General features: G+C 34.7%; 15 protein-coding genes. 10 read left to right on the plus strand and 5 right to left on the minus strand.

Going from position 1 to position 16,541, the window contains the following annotated elements:
- Positions 1–46 precede the first annotated feature (46 nt).
- The 5 genes from IJE13_RS08735 (at position 47) to IJE13_RS07355 (ending at position 7,178) form a co-directional block, all read left to right on the plus strand.
- Positions 47–169, plus strand: a complete 123-nt coding sequence (locus IJE13_RS08735; protein WP_366514854.1) for a hypothetical protein — start codon at positions 47–49, stop codon at positions 167–169.
- Positions 170–368: 199 nt separating this feature from the next.
- Positions 369–1,856, plus strand: coding sequence for a sodium-dependent transporter (locus IJE13_RS07340; protein WP_292778815.1), 1,488 nt, complete (start codon positions 369–371; stop codon positions 1,854–1,856).
- Positions 1,857–2,161: 305 nt separating this feature from the next.
- Positions 2,162–4,525, plus strand: coding sequence for a hypothetical protein (locus IJE13_RS07345; protein WP_292778817.1), 2,364 nt, complete (start codon positions 2,162–2,164; stop codon positions 4,523–4,525).
- Positions 4,526–4,765: 240 nt separating this feature from the next.
- On the plus strand, positions 4,766–5,296 hold the full coding sequence (locus IJE13_RS07350) for a hypothetical protein (RefSeq protein ID WP_292778819.1): 531 nt from the start codon (positions 4,766–4,768) through the stop codon (positions 5,294–5,296).
- A gap of 88 nt (positions 5,297–5,384) precedes the next feature.
- Positions 5,385–7,178: a thiamine pyrophosphate-binding protein gene (locus IJE13_RS07355; RefSeq protein ID WP_292778820.1), complete on the plus strand. Its 1,794-nt coding sequence runs from the start codon at positions 5,385–5,387 to the stop codon at positions 7,176–7,178.
- Positions 7,179–7,199: 21 nt separating this feature from the next.
- Here IJE13_RS07355 and IJE13_RS07360 read toward each other — a convergent pair whose 3' ends face one another.
- From IJE13_RS07360 to IJE13_RS07375, 4 genes are all read right to left on the minus strand, one after another.
- The gene (locus IJE13_RS07360; RefSeq protein ID WP_292778822.1) at positions 7,200–7,547 is read right to left on the minus strand and encodes a hypothetical protein; all 348 of its coding nucleotides are present in this window, start codon (positions 7,545–7,547) and stop codon (positions 7,200–7,202) included.
- 62 nt (positions 7,548–7,609) lie between these two features.
- On the minus strand, positions 7,610–8,233 hold the full coding sequence (locus IJE13_RS07365; RefSeq protein WP_292778824.1) for a hypothetical protein: 624 nt from the start codon (positions 8,231–8,233) through the stop codon (positions 7,610–7,612).
- 51 nt (positions 8,234–8,284) lie between these two features.
- Positions 8,285–8,767: a spore germination protein GerW family protein gene (locus IJE13_RS07370; RefSeq protein ID WP_292778826.1), complete on the minus strand. Its 483-nt coding sequence runs from the start codon at positions 8,765–8,767 to the stop codon at positions 8,285–8,287.
- A gap of 255 nt (positions 8,768–9,022) precedes the next feature.
- The gene (locus IJE13_RS07375; protein WP_292778828.1) at positions 9,023–10,165 is read right to left on the minus strand and encodes an alanine--glyoxylate aminotransferase family protein; all 1,143 of its coding nucleotides are present in this window, start codon (positions 10,163–10,165) and stop codon (positions 9,023–9,025) included.
- Between the two features lie 253 nt (positions 10,166–10,418).
- Between IJE13_RS07375 and IJE13_RS07380 the strand changes: the two genes are divergently transcribed.
- The 5 genes from IJE13_RS07380 (at position 10,419) to IJE13_RS07400 (ending at position 15,788) form a co-directional block, all read left to right on the plus strand.
- On the plus strand, positions 10,419–11,492 hold the full coding sequence (locus IJE13_RS07380; RefSeq protein ID WP_292778830.1) for a metallophosphoesterase: 1,074 nt from the start codon (positions 10,419–10,421) through the stop codon (positions 11,490–11,492).
- A 16-nt stretch (positions 11,493–11,508) separates the two neighbouring features.
- Complete coding sequence (locus IJE13_RS07385) at positions 11,509–12,774, plus strand: aldo/keto reductase (protein ID WP_292778832.1); 1,266 nt, start codon at positions 11,509–11,511, stop codon at positions 12,772–12,774.
- 121 nt (positions 12,775–12,895) lie between these two features.
- The gene (surE, locus tag IJE13_RS07390) at positions 12,896–13,684 is read left to right on the plus strand and encodes a 5'/3'-nucleotidase SurE (RefSeq protein WP_292778834.1); all 789 of its coding nucleotides are present in this window, start codon (positions 12,896–12,898) and stop codon (positions 13,682–13,684) included.
- An 83-nt stretch (positions 13,685–13,767) separates the two neighbouring features.
- Positions 13,768–14,505 carry a 6-hydroxymethylpterin diphosphokinase MptE-like protein gene (locus IJE13_RS07395; protein WP_292778836.1) on the plus strand — a complete coding sequence of 246 codons (738 nt, stop codon included), beginning with the start codon at positions 13,768–13,770 and terminating at the stop codon, positions 14,503–14,505.
- Between the two features lie 155 nt (positions 14,506–14,660).
- Entirely contained in the window at positions 14,661–15,788 is a 1,128-nt protein-coding gene (locus IJE13_RS07400) for an ORC1-type DNA replication protein (RefSeq protein WP_292778898.1), read from the plus strand.
- Between the two features lie 93 nt (positions 15,789–15,881).
- Here the strand turns inward: IJE13_RS07400 and IJE13_RS07405 are convergent, their stop codons facing one another.
- On the minus strand, positions 15,882–16,349 hold the full coding sequence (locus tag IJE13_RS07405) for an archease (protein WP_292778838.1): 468 nt from the start codon (positions 16,347–16,349) through the stop codon (positions 15,882–15,884).
- Positions 16,350–16,541 lie beyond the last annotated feature (192 nt).

A 16,541-nucleotide genomic window follows, 5' to 3' on the forward strand; every position in this document is an offset into this window, starting at 1 on the left:
AGAATATATTCATTCTGGACTTCTTCGTGCTCGTTCAAGCGGAAGAATGGAATTGTACGCAAGTAAAGATAATGAGATTCTTGCAATTGTAGATTATGCGCATAATAAGCTTAGCTTTGAAAAATTATTCTCTTCTATGATGTATGTAATGTGTTCTGCTCCAGAATAGATTACTGCTCCATTTGTTGCCATATTATTTTTAAATACATTATTTTTTAAAAATTCCATTTAAACCCTATTTCTAGTTCAGATGCTTTTTCAGTCCAGAATTTTTTTAGTTTAGATACTTAATTATTTTAACAAATTTTATTTACTAGTTTCAATTAATATATTCTTATTGTATTTTAATTGTTTTTGTAGTGATTTTTATGGCGTCTGAAAAGTCTGTGTGGGATAGTAATATTGCTTTTGTTTTGGCAATGATTGGTTCTGCTGTTGGTTTAGGAAATATTTGGCGTTTCCCGAATGTCCTTTATTCAAATGGTGGAGGATCATTCATGATTCCTTATATAGTGTCTCTATTTATTTTAGGAATCTCATTTGTTTTGGTGGAATATGCAGTAGGATTTAAGTTCAAGACATCTTTATCAAAGATATTCTTCACCATCAAATCCCGATTGGAACCTGTCGCTTGGTTTATCATATTGGTTGTATTCCTAATCACAACATATTATGTTTGTGTAGTTGCTTGGGATTTGATATATGTCGCTTTGAGCCTTACCAAGGCATGGGGTGCAAATCCTGATTTGTTCTTTACAGTTAGTGTTTTGCATGCCTCTGATTCCCTTTCAGGTATTTTCACTATTGTTCCATGGGTTTTCATTTCAATTCTTCTTATTTGGTTAAGTTCATGGTTCATTGTCCAAAAGGACTTGAATGAAGGTATCGGTAAAGTAAGCAAAATATTATTGCCTGTTTTGCTTGTGATTGTTGTCATTATTGTTGCATTTTCCTTGACTTTGCCTGGCGCTTCAATAGGCTATACCCAGATATTCACTCCGGATTGGTCTGCATTGACCAATATGGATGTATGGCTGGCCGCATTTGGTCAGATCGTGTTTTCCCTTAGTTTAGGAATGTCCATTGCACTTACCTATGCAAGTTATCTTCCAGAAGACTCCAAATTAACTGACAATGCTTTGATTGTAGCATTTTCCAACTCCGGATTTGAAGTGTTCAATGCTATTGGGATCTTCTCAATCTTAGGATTCATGACTTTAACCAGTGGCATTCCATTCGATGAGTTGGTTACTGAAGGAACAGGTTTGGCGTTTGTTGTTTTCCCGAAGGTATTTAATGTAATGGGTCCTTGGGCATCTGTCATTGGACCATTATTCTTCTTATGCATCTTATTTGCAGGCTTAACCTCTTTAATGGCTCTGCTTGAAGTGGCTTCATTTGCAATTTCTGAAAAATTTGGCTTTTCAAGAAGAAAATCCGCTACTGTTGTATGCATTGTCGGATTCTGCATATCATGTTTATTCTCAACTGCTGCAGGAAGCTACCTCTTAGGAATCTTTGATGCATTCCTAAATAACTTTGCATTGCTATTTGGAGTGTTCCTTGAATGTATAATATTCGGTTGGATATATAATTTTGATGAGCTTGTTGAAGTCTTGAACACTCATTCATCCATTCAAATGGATCCATTCTGGAAGATTATCATCAAGTATGTCTTACCTGTTTGTATCTTTGTCTTATGGGCTCAAGGAGTTTACAGCACTATCTTGACTGGAGAGTTCACAAGCCATATGGTTATGTTGGCTTTAGCTGTTGTCCTCATAGTTGTTCCAATAATATTCACTCTATTGCCTGCCAAAAACGAGGAATACTATAAGCCACTTGATGACAAATAATTTTTCAACTTTTTATTTTTTCATATTCTTTTCTATTTTTTATTTTTAAATATTCCTATCTATTTTTTATTTTTTCATATTCTTATCTATTTTTTACAATTTTTTCCAAAATAAGCAAATTTTTTAAATAATTAAAACTTCAATATATTATATAATAATGAAATTCTAAAATCAAATTATTTATGAGATTCAATTTAAGAAAATATATGATGTTCTGAAATTATTAATTTAATAGAATAAATAGAATGAATAAAAATAAATTGATTGATTATTCTTATTGATGTGATGTAATGGGTGATAAAATTATGGAAAATAGATGGGGCAGTTCAACTGGCTTCCTGATTGCTATGATAGGAGCCATTATCGGATTGTCTGGAATTTGGAAATTCTCTTATCTTATGTATGAGAATGGTGGAGGAACTTTCCTCATACCATATATTTTAGCTATTGTAGTCATGGCCATTCCTATTTTGGTATTGGAGTTTGCAGTAGGTTTTAAGTTCAAATCAAGTCTGCCTAAGGTATTCTACAATATCAAATCGGAGTTTGAGATAATAGCTTGGTTTATTGTATTCCTGATTTTTATAGTCCTAATCTATTATACCTGCATAATGTCTTGGGACCTTATCTACATTATCCTTAGTTTATTTAAAGGATGGGGCAATAATCCTAGTGTTTTCTTTACAACTACACTATTACACAGCACCTCTAATCCATATGGGCTGACTTATCTTGTGGTTCCTATTGGAGTGGGGCTTATATTCATATGGGGTTTGATATATTTATTCTCCCGCAAGGAAATCAACAAGGGAATACTTACTATCAGCAAAATCTCTTTGATATTGTCCTTTGTATTATTGATTGGCATGCTGATATTCGCTCTTCAATTGCCTGGCTCCCGTACAGGAATAATGGCACTGTTCAATCCGAATTGGGGGGTCTTACTGGATGTGAATGTTTGGCTTGCCGCATTTGGCCAATTGATATTCTCATACGGTTTAGGATATGCAGTTGCAAGCACATATTCATCTTATATACCAGGGGATGCCAAACTGATCGACAATGCATGGATCATTGTATTGGTGAGTCTGGTCTTTGAAGTCTTGGTTTCAGTTCTCCTCTTTGCGATTATGGGTTATATGGCATTAGGAAGGAACATTCCAATCACCAGTTTGGTAAGTGACGGATTCTCATTGATATTTGTTGTTTTCCCTAATGTATTCAATATAATGGATCCATGGGTTTATATGGTTGCTCCGGCATTCTTCCTGCTTTTGTTTGTTGGAAGCTTAAGCACCATTTTAGCTTTGATTGAACCATTGTCCAATGCAATAAGTGAAAAATTTGCATGGTCAAGGGACAGAGCTGTCAGACAGCTTGTTCTAGTGGGCCTGTTCCTATCATTCATATTTGCAACCGGTATGGGAGAATACCTTTTAAGAATCACTGATTCATTCATAAGCCAATTTGCGATTATATTGGGGGTTCTCCTTGAACTCCTTGTTTTAGGATGGGTATATGACATTGAAGACCTTCGTTCAGTATTGAATGACAATTCCTATATCAAGGTGGATCAATCTTGGATAATTACCATCAAATTCATTATCCCAATCATTTTAGCTGTCATTTGGATTTTAGGAGTCTATAGCTTAATTCTTGCCGGAGATAGGCAAAGCTTGCTTGTTCAGTCAGTCATTGCTTCAATATTTGTGATTGTTCCTTTGGCTTTAACCATTATTCCTTATAAGACAGATTACTCCCTTGACCTATCAGACAGTAAATCTGGAGTAAACTACTTTAAGGAAAAGGAATATGTCGAGAAGACCATTGACGATTATGCAGAAGAAGAAAGTCATAATCCTTTATTTGACAAAAATGGATCATTCGTTAGTCCATATAAGTCTTTAAGGAATAGGTTTAAAAAGGATGATAACGAGGATGAAGAACTTGATCATATTGAAGAGGAAGACAAATCCAAATCAAGAAGATTGAACAGATTCGGCAATTCCAAATCCAAATCAGGAAAGAATGTATTGAGAAATGTTGACATGTCTTCTGAAGAATTTGATTCCCCTTATGATGAGGATTTCGATGACAAGTATAATAGGGATGTTTATGGTGATTCCTATTCCGAATCTAATGATTCCCCTCAGGATAAAAGAAAATCAAAATCATTATTCGGTAAACTGAACGTCTTCAATAGGGATGATGGTGAGGACTTAGAGGATGATTTCGATGAGGATATAAGCTTTGATAACGATTTTGATTACATTTCCCCTATTAAGGATGAAAGTCAAAGTGCTAAAAGGTCAGGCCCTAGCTTCAAGAGCTCTAAGGATGCAGAGATTTTTGATAATCTGGATGATTATGCTGAAAGGCCTAAGGCAAAACCTAAAGCCAAATCAAAAGCAAAATCCAAACCGAAGGCTAAGGCCAAATCTTCTAAAAAACCTAAGGTTGAAGAGCCTGTTGAAGAGGAGTATGAAGACTTCAGTGATGATTTCTTTGATGATGGAGTATTTGGCGATGAGGGATACGAATCCCTTTTGGACGATTATGTTGAACCTAAATCCAAGTCCAAATCAAAATCCAAGTCTAAAAAAGATGAAGATAAGATTTATGATTATGAAAGAAAAGGGGCAGATTCTGTTTTCAATTTAGATGAGTGAGTTAAACTTTAAAAAACTTGATTAAGATTTTCCCTTTTTTCTTTTCTATTTTTTTAATTTTTTCTATTTTTTAATTTTTTATTTTCTAAATTTTTAATTAATTCTTTTTCATTTTTTAAAATTTTAATTTTTCATTTTTTTCAATATTTTTGTAAAATTTATTCTATTTTTCATGTTTTTTTATAATAATATATATAAAGATAAAAACATAATTAATATTATCTTAAAAAGGTGTATCATATGGATAAAAAAATGGCTATTCTAATAGTTGCTGTATTTTGTTTATTATGTCTAGGTTCCTATTTGATCTTTGAACCTGGCAGAGATGTTACCTATCATCAAGTTAATTTAACAAATTCCTGTTCAGCTAAAGTTCCATTAACAGATAAGGTATCCGAATATGAGGATAATCTGAATATTCATTACTATTGTGATTATGATTATGGTCTTAACATTACCAGTTTCAATAACGGATCTCCTGTTACTGGATCACAGGGACTTCTAAGATTCAATAATATTAAGAAAGAGGTTTTAGGCACTGAGAAAGCAAGTAACGGCAATTTCACTTATTATAAAAACAATAAACTGGGAACTTATACTGTCTTTGTTGAAGATAAGATGTCAAATAACTTTATTCTAATGTCTTCAAAGGATTTGACAATTTTGAATACGGTTTATAATAGTTTAGAGGCAAGAATAGTTGTGGATGATTATGAATTGCAACAGATGTATTCCAACAATTCTGCCAATAATTCATCTCATTATTATTAGGACTTATTAATCTTTTAATTTTTTATTTAAATTTTTAATTTTGTCCAGTTTATTAGTTTTATTAGATTTTATTTTTAATTGTGATAATATGAATACTGCAGAAGCATTGATCAGATTGCTTGAAGAGGATGGTGTCAAGCATATATTCGGACACCCTGGAGAACAGATACTTCCTTTCTATAAGGCCTTGAAGGATTCTTCAATTGAGCATATCTTAACAAGACATGAACAGGGGGCCGCTCATGCTGCAGATGCGTATGCCCGTTCATCAGGCGATTATGGCCTATGCGTTTCCACTGCAGGTCCAGGTGCCATGAATCTGGTTATGGGACTCGCAACTGCATTTAAGGATTCAGTGCCTCTTCTCGTATTTACAGGAGATAACGATTATCATATAAAAGATGAGGACTTTTTTCAAAATTCCCCAATAAATGGTGTTTTTGAAAACATAACTGTCAAGAGCTTTCACCCATATTCTGCCAAATCAGCTATTTTTAATTTGATTGAAGCTTTGGTCATACTTAAGAAATATCCGAAGGGACCGGTTCATATCAATCTTTCCAGAGACATTCTGCTTGAAGATGTCGATTTGGGGGATATTGATTTCAAGGATATGGTTGATTCTTTTGATCATGCTATTTTTAGTGACATTGATTCTGATTTGGATATATTTAATGAAAAGATTCCCAATGTTGATAATCTTTATGAATTAGTGGAAATTTTTGATAAATACTTTAGATATTTTGATGGCAAATTGGTATTTATTGAAGATTCTTTAGAAAATACAATGACTGATGTAGATAACAATATCAACTTAGCCATCGAAAAAGTTAAAGTTTCACGAAAACCATTAGTCGTTGTAGGAAATGGTATAGTTTGGGGGAAAGCTATAAAAAAATTAAGCACTTTTGTAAGTAAAACATGGGTTCCTATTGCAACTACTTTTCACTCCAAGGGAATCATAAGTGAAAGCGATAAATTGAACCTTGGACTTCTCGGACTTAGGGGAACTTCACTTGCAAATTATGCATATGAGAATTCAGATTGCATTCTGGTTTTAGGTGCAAGATTGTCTGAGCGAACCATTGCTTCCTGTGATTATGATAGTGTTTGCGATAAGGTCATTCATGTAAACATTGATGAAACCTGTCTTGAAGGCAATATCAATCTTCCTATGGATGCATCAGACTTCCTGGATTTATTGTTGGATGAAATTGAATCCAAAGACTATAAGGATAAGGACTTTATTTTATATCAGGATTGGATCAATGAGATCTATTCCAATTATGAAGAGTTGGTTGTTGATGGCATTGATGACATTGAGGATAATTACATTACATTAAGGCCTCCTTATGCAATCAATAAGATTGTAAATGCATTCAAAGGAAGCTATTTCCTATCAGATGCCGGCACCCATACCACTTGGACAACATTGCTCTCCAAGAATGACAAGTTCGGAAAGCTATTGTTCTCCGGCGGATTCGGTCCAATGGGCTATGGTTTGGCTGCTTCCGTCGGTGTAGCCATTGCACATCCGGATGACCCTGTTGTTGTTATCTGCGGTGATGGTGACATTCAAATGGTCATTCAGGAATTGGCTACAATCATTGAATATGACTTGAATGTGAATGTTTTCATTATAGACAATTCCCAATTGGGCATCATTCGCCAATGGGAAGAGACAGTCTATGATATGGATAGGTATCAGATAGATTTGAAAAATCCTGATTTTGTAAAATTAGCAGATGCTTATGGAATTGACTCTGTAAAGGTTGAGTCAAAGGAAGACCTTGAATTGGCCATTGACAATGCTTTCAGTTCCAGCCATGCATTCTTGGCTGATGTTTGCGTTTGCCAAGAGAACATTCCATTGCCTAAATGAATTTCTTTTTTAATAAAACAATCACGGTTTTTCCTCTAAAAATTGTTTTATCAATTTATTTTCATTATCTTTAACAGTTTTTTCATATTTTTCATCAATAGCTTCAATGGTGTATTCATTTCCAATATCTTTTAATAGGTAAGCTATAGGCTCTATTTCCAAATGGGATAGAATTGGTTCAGATTGAATTTTAATTCTCCTTATCAGTTTCCTTAAGCCGTTATCTTTAATTTCAGATGGATTTGATTCAATTGAAATCACTTCCACTTTGAAGATTAAATAGATTTCATCATTGAATATGGGGATGGCTTCACTGAATTCATAAAATGTTCCCTTTTTGAATTTATTCAATATTTCATATCCATCCATACCATCACTTCCCATTGGTCAATTTCAGTCTTTTTATATTCTTTCTATTCTTTTTATTCTTCTTATCCTATGATTTCTTTAATCAATTCTCTAATGTTCTTTTCAGTCAATAAAATCATGCTGTAGGCCAATAGAAACAAGAGATTTATTTTCAATTCGAGCTTTCCCTCAAAATCAATTATTTCTTCTGTAAACTTAGGTTCTACAGTTAGCAGACTTGGGTTTGTGCTATTTAGAATGGCTCCTATTGACCAAATCCAACTTGCTATCTTAACGGTGGTTGTATGATTGCCAAGGCCGATTACTAGGTTTCCTTCCAATTTCTTTAAATCGATGGTCTTTAAAAGCTTATTCAAATAGTCCTTAAGCTCTTCCTTGGATTTTATTAATCCGTTTATGATTGGCTTGATCTCTTCGTATTTTTCTTTCAGGCCTTTGTCTTCATCTAAAGTCTCATCCAAATCATCAGCTGAATCTTCAGTATCATCATTTTCGGTCTTGTCATCATTTCCATTAGTGCCTGTTCTTGTAAAAATAGGTATCTTAAGTATAGTTGCCTTTAATTCATATTCAACCATACTCTTATCCTTTTCAACGGTTAATAATATTCTCAAGCCGTTGTATAGGATTATTGAAAATAGGATAATCAAGGCGATTATTATGGTTAAAAAAAGATTGAAGTTCATTTCATCGCCTTTTCATATTTATTAATTTTTTTTATTTTATGGATTTATAGATTATTCATCATCTATTTCAATGTCCAATTTCTCTTCAGCATCATCCACTATATCTTCAGCCTTTTCTCTTATTTCCCCATCCTTGATTTCAACTTCAGTAATATCATCAACATTTATGTAATCATCTTCACTGTTTTGGGATGGAATCAAATCCTTTATTATATCGGTTATTATCAATCCTAATTCATTCAATGCCTTATTGCCTTCACTGCCTTTTGTTAAGTTGATTGTCCTGATTCCTTCTGCTCCGGTTTTGCCTTTTGTTACAACAACCATGGTGGTAGGCTCAACGCTTACACCTGCACCGGTTCCGGTTATTTCATTTTCCTTTTTGTGTTCACCTATTCCAAAGCCTACTGCAGCCTTGGATACTGGAATCAATATCTTATCTTCGGTTTCGATTGGCTCTCCAATGTAGTTGCTGATGTTAACAAGCTTTCTCAATTCTTCTACAGTAGTTTTAATTGGTGCATCATCTATCATTTTTTAGCTCCTTATCTTTTTGGATTTTTATAGAAATATCATTTACTTAATAATCATACTTATATTTTCTTTAGATTCTTTATATACTTTTGTTTATATTTTGGTATTCAAAAATTTTTTAAAAAAAGTCATAGTGGATAAGTTAATTAAATTAAAATAAGTAAAATAAAAAAAAGTAAAGTTAAGAGTATTCGCTCTCAACCAGTGAAAAGAGTTTTGGTCAAGGTTTTTGACCGAAGGTCAAAAAGCTTGGGCTTAGATGTAATGGTCAGCAAGAGCTGCAACACCTGCACCTGCATCTTCGACTAATCCTAATCCTTTCAAGGTTAATCCTAATGCGGTGAAAGTGATAGCCAATTCCTTGTAGCTGATTACACCCATATGTCCAATTCTAATAATGTTTCCTTTAAGGTGGTCTTGTCCACCAGCTAATTGAACAAAGTATTTGTCTAGCATGGTTCCTCTGATTTGGGCATCAGTTGCTCCTTCAGGCATTTTCACTGCAGTTACAGTTGCAGATGAAACTGCTTCATCAGGGAAGAGTTCAAGGCCTAATGCTTTGACTGCGTCTCTGGTTGCAGCTGCTGCTTGGTGGTGTCTTGCCACTCTGTTTTCAAGTCCTTCTTCCTGAACGATTTCAAGAGCTTCCTTCAATGCGTAAATCAATGAGACTGATGGAGTGTAAGGAGTTTGAGCAGGGTCCTTATTACCGTTTGCTCTGTATTTAGGCATGTTCAAGTAGTAGTTGTTGTCTTCAACCTTTTCACATGCTGCCCATGCGTCATCGTTAAAGGTAATTGCTGCAAGGCCTGGTGGTGCAGCGAGACATTTTTGAGATCCGGTTACACATGCGTCAATATGGAACTTGTCCACATCAACATAGTCTCCACCTAAGGAGGATACGGTGTCTACAATGAATAATGCATCGTAGTTTTTCATTACTTCTCCCACTTCCTGAATAGGTGCAGCCACACCGGTGGAAGTTTCGTTGTGGATCATGGTTACAGCTTTGATGTCTTCATTTGCTTCCAATGCTTCTTCCACGAGGTCTGGAGTTACAGCAGTTCCCCATTCGACGTTTAAAGGTATGGATTCAATTCCATGCATTTTGGAAATGTCTGCGAACCTTTCTCCGAATTTTCCACCTACAATGTTTAATATTTTATCTCCTCTGTTTACAAGGTTGGATACTGCAGCTTCCATTGCAGAAGTTCCGGAACCTGTAAGGATGTAAGAATCATTTTGGGTTTGGAAAGTCTTTGACATCAATTGAGTGGTTTCAGTGTAAATTTCTCCGAATTCGTCTCCTCTGTGGTTTACAACAGCTTTTCCCATTGCTTGCAATACTCTTGGGTCAGCGGTTGTTGGACCTGGGAGCATTAATAATATTTCGTTCATTTGGTTTCCTCCGATATATAATAAGAATTATATGCTTGATGAATAATTTAATTTTTATAATGTTAATTGATTAAATATTAAAATTGTTTATATATTTAATTTAAATTTATTAAATAATTCAAGCTATATATAAATTATTCCTTTTATATTTATTAAATATTTTGTCGGCAATTCGTTTTCTTTATTGGCTTAAGTTTTCACGGGGCAATTTTTATAAGTGACTTTATAAAGAATAATAATAGAGGTTTTTCTTATGAGCTTTAGAACACGAAGAGTGATTATGTCCACTCCATTTATGATGTTATATGAATTCTTTCTTATGAAATATCTCTTTTTGTTGTTTGGCGGCTTGGAGGACATATATTTGCTTTTGTTGACTGTTCTCTTTGCCATATTGAAGATAGTTCCTATGTTATTTGAAGAGAGGAAATCAAGAAGGATAACACGATTCCTAGATCACATATCTGCATTTTGGATTTTTATGTCCCTATTCACATTCTTTGACTTGCTTTTGATTTACGCTATTGGGGCTTATATCGAACTCCCAATCTATATTATAGTTCTCTTGCTTATGATTGTTCCTTTAATCACAATTTATAGCTATTGTCATGCTCATAAGATTATTGTTCATGAGAAAATCATAGAATTGGATAATATCAATCAGGATATGAATATTGCCCATCTTTCAGACGTTCATTTCGGTTCCATCAGACATAAGGAAATCATCAATGACATTAGGGATAAGATTAATCAGATTCCTTGTGATTTGGCCATAATTTCCGGAGATTTGGCAGATGGGTCTTGTGTGGTTGAAGAAGATGATTTTCTGGCATTTAGGGATGTTAATGTGCCTATCATTTTTACATCAGGAAATCATGATTACTATCCTGGGATTGAAAATGTTCATAAGGCTTGCAGGAAGGCAGGAATTATTGTTTTGGATAATGAAGGAATGGAATTCAAGGACTTGAACATTTTTGGAATTCCATTCAGTTTTGATAATGTTGATTTGGTTGGTGCAGATGAATTGAAATCATTCATCAAGGAAGATAAGGTAAATATAATCAATTTTCATGTCCCTCGAAATTGGGAGGAGTTTTCAAGATTGGGCTTTGACATTCAATTGTCTGGCCATACCCATGGAGGACAGTTTTATCCGGTCACTTGGATAGGAAATCTTCTTTTCTATAATATGGGACTTTTTAAAAATAGAATAGGGGAGAAAGAGAGATATTTGCATGTAACAACTGGTGTAGGTTCAATGGATTACCCATTCAGATGGGGTACTGACAGTGAACTTGTTCTATTGAAGTTGAGAAAGAAATAGGATTATTGGTGCTTGTATGGTAAAAAGAACAGTTAAAAAGAATGGGGATGAGATATTTCCACTTGGTATCGGAGCTATGCGCCTTCCCACTAAAAACAATTCAATTGATAGGGAAAAGGCTCAGGAATTTATTCTATACGCAATTGACAATGGGGTGAATTACATTGATACCGCTTATGCCTATCATGCTGGAGAAAGTGAATCATTTTTAGGGGAAATCTTGAGTTTAACAGATTCAAATGGAGTCAAATACAGGGATAAGGTTAAATTGTCCACAAAATCACCTTCTTGGATGGTAAGGTCCAGAGAGGATTTCGATGCATTTCTAAATGAACAGTTAAGAAGACTTCAAACAGATTGTATTGATTATTATTACCTTCATAGCATTGATTTAAGCACACTTGGAAGACTTAAGAAATTAGGGGCTTATGAATTTTTAGAGAAAGCAAGATCAGAGGGTAAAATCAGGAATATTGGATTTTCATATCATGGGGCTCCTAATGAGTTCAATGATGTGATTGATGATTTCAATTGGGATATGGCCCTTGTTCAGTATAATTATGTTGATGTCAATGCACAGGCAGGGATTAGAGGAATCAGACATGCGTATGAAAATGATGTGGCAATATTCATCATGGAACCTTTAAAGGGGGGACTTCTTGCTGGAGAGATACCTGAAGCTGTTGATGATCTCTTTAAAGGTGTTGATTCCAATAAGTCTTCAGTTGATTGGGCCTTAAGTTGGGTCTTGAATCAAAAGGAAATCACTTGTGTGTTGTCTGGAATGGGCTCATTAGATCAAATAAAGGAAAACATATCCATTGCAGAAAGAGTTGAAGTTGATTCATTAAGTGATGATGAGTTGGATGTATTGGATAAGGCCCAGGCCATCTTTGATTCCATGATGAAGATTAACTGCACTGGCTGCGGCTACTGTCTGCCTTGCCCTAAAGGAGTGAACATTCCAGATTGCTTTAATGTCTACAATGAAAAGTATCTGTTCAATAAGAAGGCATTTGGTATAATTCCACATGCCATGGTCAATTATTACATGGTTGTGGGAGGAATAACCAATAAGCAATCAAGTGCGGGGCTTTGCAATCATTGTGGAAGGTGCAAGCGATTATGTCCGCAGTCCCTTGACATTCCAAATGAGTTGGATAGGGTAAAGTCAGAATTTGAACTCATCGGATTCAATTATCACATCAAGTTCATTAGAAACATTGCAATGCCTTCAATAAACAAGATTTCCAAAGTGTTTGATTTCTTTAAGCATTTTTAACAATATTATTGCATTATCTAAAATTATTTGGCATTTATAATTATTAAAAATTATTTTAAGAATTTATAAGTATTATTAAAAACAGAATATAATTCAAGAAGAAAATTAATGAGGGTTCTCTATGAAAAACATTTTAATATCCAATGATGATGGTGTTCTTGGACCGGGCATTTTAGCTACCAAACAGGCACTGGAGGGCTTTGCCAACGTTACTGTTGTGGCTCCTCAGGAGAATAACAGTGCCGTAGGACGTAAGGTCAACATTATGAAGCATATGTATCTGGATGAATATGAATTGGCTGATGGAAGCATGGCCTATGGATTGTCTGGAACTCCTGCGGATTCCGTCAATGTAGGTATTAATTATGTTTGTGATGAGAAGCCCGATCTTGTTGTAACCGGAATCAATCCTGGAATCAATATCAGCAGACTGCAGATTACAACCTCTGGAACCGTTTGTGCAGCAGTGGAGGCTGTTGGATTGGGAGTTCCTGCCATTGCATGCTCTCTATTTTTGGATGATGATTGCTTCAAGCAGGATGAGGAAGGGAATTGGTATGTTGATACTGATTACAGCTTTGCTCAAGAGATTCTTGCCAAAGTGGTTAAAAAAGTCTTGGATGAAGGTCTTCCAGAGGGAGTTGACTTATTCAATTTGAACATTCCATCCAAGCCGTTGTCTGACCGGATTAAGGTAACCACTCTTGCAGATAGGATGTTGGACTTTAATATTCTGGAGAGAGTTGACGATGATGGCAATGATACAGTCATGAATGTTCCTCAATTGGTTGAGGATTATGAAGAGGGAACAGACGGATATTGTGTGCTCGTTGAAAGAAGGCCTAGCTTGACTCCTTTAAGTCTTGATTATGGTGGCAGAATTACCGGATTGGATAATTGGGAGTTTTAATTATTAAACTTTTTTTTTTTATGAATGATAAAAATATTAAAAATAGAAGATTATATTTACTCAATTTATTAAAGGTGTGAAAAATGGATTTTGATGAATGGGAAGGATGGTATGAGGAAATCTTGGAAACTCTTGGATTTTCAAGGGAAGGAGATGAAAAGACCGCTGTCTTATTGGACAAGATTCTTGAGGAACATGGTTTCTTAACCCTTGAAGACCTCTATAATGAAACTGTTCATAAAAAGAATGATACCACTAAGTTCATTGTTTTTGGTGCAGGTCCTTCAATTAAGAAGCATATTGAAGAGATAAAGACTTATGATTTGGAGGAGTATATTCTCGTATCCTCAGATGGTGCAACCACTGCACTTCTGGAAGAGGATGTAGTGCCTGATATCGTTGCTACCGATTTGGATGGCACACTTTCCGATTTATTAGTCGCAAATGATAAAGGGTCCTACTTTGTCATTCATGCCCATGGTAACAATGAGGAAGTCATTGAGAAATGGACAACAAGCTTCAATAAAATATTGGGAACCACCCAATCAAAACCAATAGGTCACTTGTATAACTTTGGCGGTTTTACCGATGGTGACAGGGCCATGTATTTGGCGGTGGCATTGGGCTGCAAGGAAATGGTTCTTGCAGGAATGGACTTTGGAACAATCGTCACCAGATATTCAAGGCCTAACATCGAAGGGGAAACAGGTCCTGCAGATGAGATCAAAACCAAAAAGCTTATCTTTGCGGAAAGATTGCTTAATTGGATAAAGGAAAACACTGATGTGAAAGTGATTAATCTGGTTGATGAGGTCAAATAATCCAAACTTTTAAAAAAAAGTTTGATCAAAATCTTTTTTCACTTTCCTTTCTTCTTATTTTTTCTTATTTTATTTTTTATAATTTCATTGAATTTTTTCTTAAATTCCTATACAATTTTTAAAATAAAGAACTTTTTTATATAAGTTAACATATAATAAACTATATGGCAATAGAAGATATTTTAATGGGTGATGAAACACTATTCAATAACATAAATGCATTTAATCCTGATTATATGCCGGATAACTTTAATTTTAGGGATAGCCAAATGGAAGGAATGGCTATGTGCATCAGACCGGCCATTCAAGGGGGACGTCCTACCAATTCAGTCATTATGGGATCATGTGCTACAGGAAAGACAACAGCACTTAAAAAGGTTTTTGAATTGGTGGAAAACACTACTGACAAGGTTGTTTGCTGTTACATCAACTGTCAATTACACACAACTCGTTTTGGAATCTTTTCTCAAATTCATAAAAAGATATTCGGTCATCAGCCTCCAGAGACTGGAGTTCCATTTTCAAGGGTATATGAAAAGGTCATGAAATATCTTTCAGACCAAAACAAGGCATTGATCGTTGCTTTTGATGATGTCAATTACTTGTTCCAAACCCAGCATGCAAATAAGATATTCTATGATATCCTAAGGGCTTATGAAGAGTTTGAAGGAGTAAGAACAGGGATTTTTGCAATCCTTTCAGATTTGGAATTCAGATATGCCCTTGACAAGAATGTGAATACAGTATTCATTCCTCAAGACATCACATTCCAGCCTTACACATATTCTGAAATATTCAGCATTCTTAAAGATAGGGCCAATGCAGGATTTTTCCCAGGAGTGATTTCAGACGAAGTCATTGAGGAAATTTCCAATCATGCCATTGAACTTGGAGACTTGAGGGTAGGAATTGACCTTCTCAGGGTCTGCGGTAATATTGCAGAAGCCAATGCTTCAAGAACAATCACTTTGGAACATGTGGAAGAGGCAGTATCCAAGCAAGGATCAGTTAACTTAAGGGAAACCATCAATTCCTTGAATGACATTGAAAGGGCGCTTCTCAGAGCGGTTGTTGAAAGTGATGAGATATTGACTGCCGGGGACTTGTCCAAGCGATTCAAGGAAGAGGTCGGATTGAGTTATGCCACTTTCAATAGAACACTTGAAAAACTTGAATTCCTAAGACTGGTGGATACCAAGTTCACTGGAAAAGGAGTTAAGGGAAATTCAAGGGAAATCATTTTAAGATTTGATCCAGAGGATATTAAACGTTGTAACCTCTAAGTTTAATATTCCTTTTTTAACTTTTTTTTAACTTTTTTAATCTATTTTTATTATTTTCATATTTTTTAAAAGCTATTTCTAAAAAATATAAAGTTATAAATCTAAAATGGCTCTAAGCTTAAAGACACCATCATCTTCTTTTACACACATCTTATGAAAAGTGATGGCCTTGACTTCAGATTTTGGAGTATGAATGTTCCAATCTATTTCCTCACCACGAGCAAAACAAGTTAATTTATAATTTTCCAAATTGGAAGATTCATCATCTATTTTTTCAATATTTACTTTAAAATCAGAGAAGAACAAAAATTCTGTATCTTGCAGAAACAGAAGTTCCTCTAAATAATCATATAAGAGAGAAACCAAATCCTCTGAAACTATTTCAAACTCTCTATGCTCTTCTTTTTTCACATTCTCAATATCAGTTATGACATTAAACATAGCGAGCCCCGCATTTTCATATGCCTCTTCCAAAGACTTGCCGTAAGCATGAAATCCAATGTCTGCGGTAACATCAAAATAATCATATTTATTTAATGCTGGTTCATCGTTAAGTTCCATAATATGCCTCTCTTTTATTAAATATTTAATTTTAATCTTATATAAATTACTTGAAAAACAAGTTTGGAAAATAGTGGCTGCACTCAAGATAAATACACTTGAAATCCAACCCCATTAGTTTTCAAATGCTCTCTTTCTCTTTTTTTATATATGTTTTTCAACTTACTAATAGTACAGAGAGAAAATTTATAT

This window comes from Methanobrevibacter sp., assembly GCF_017410345.1.
Taxonomy (GTDB): Archaea; Methanobacteriota; Methanobacteria; order Methanobacteriales; family Methanobacteriaceae; genus Methanobrevibacter.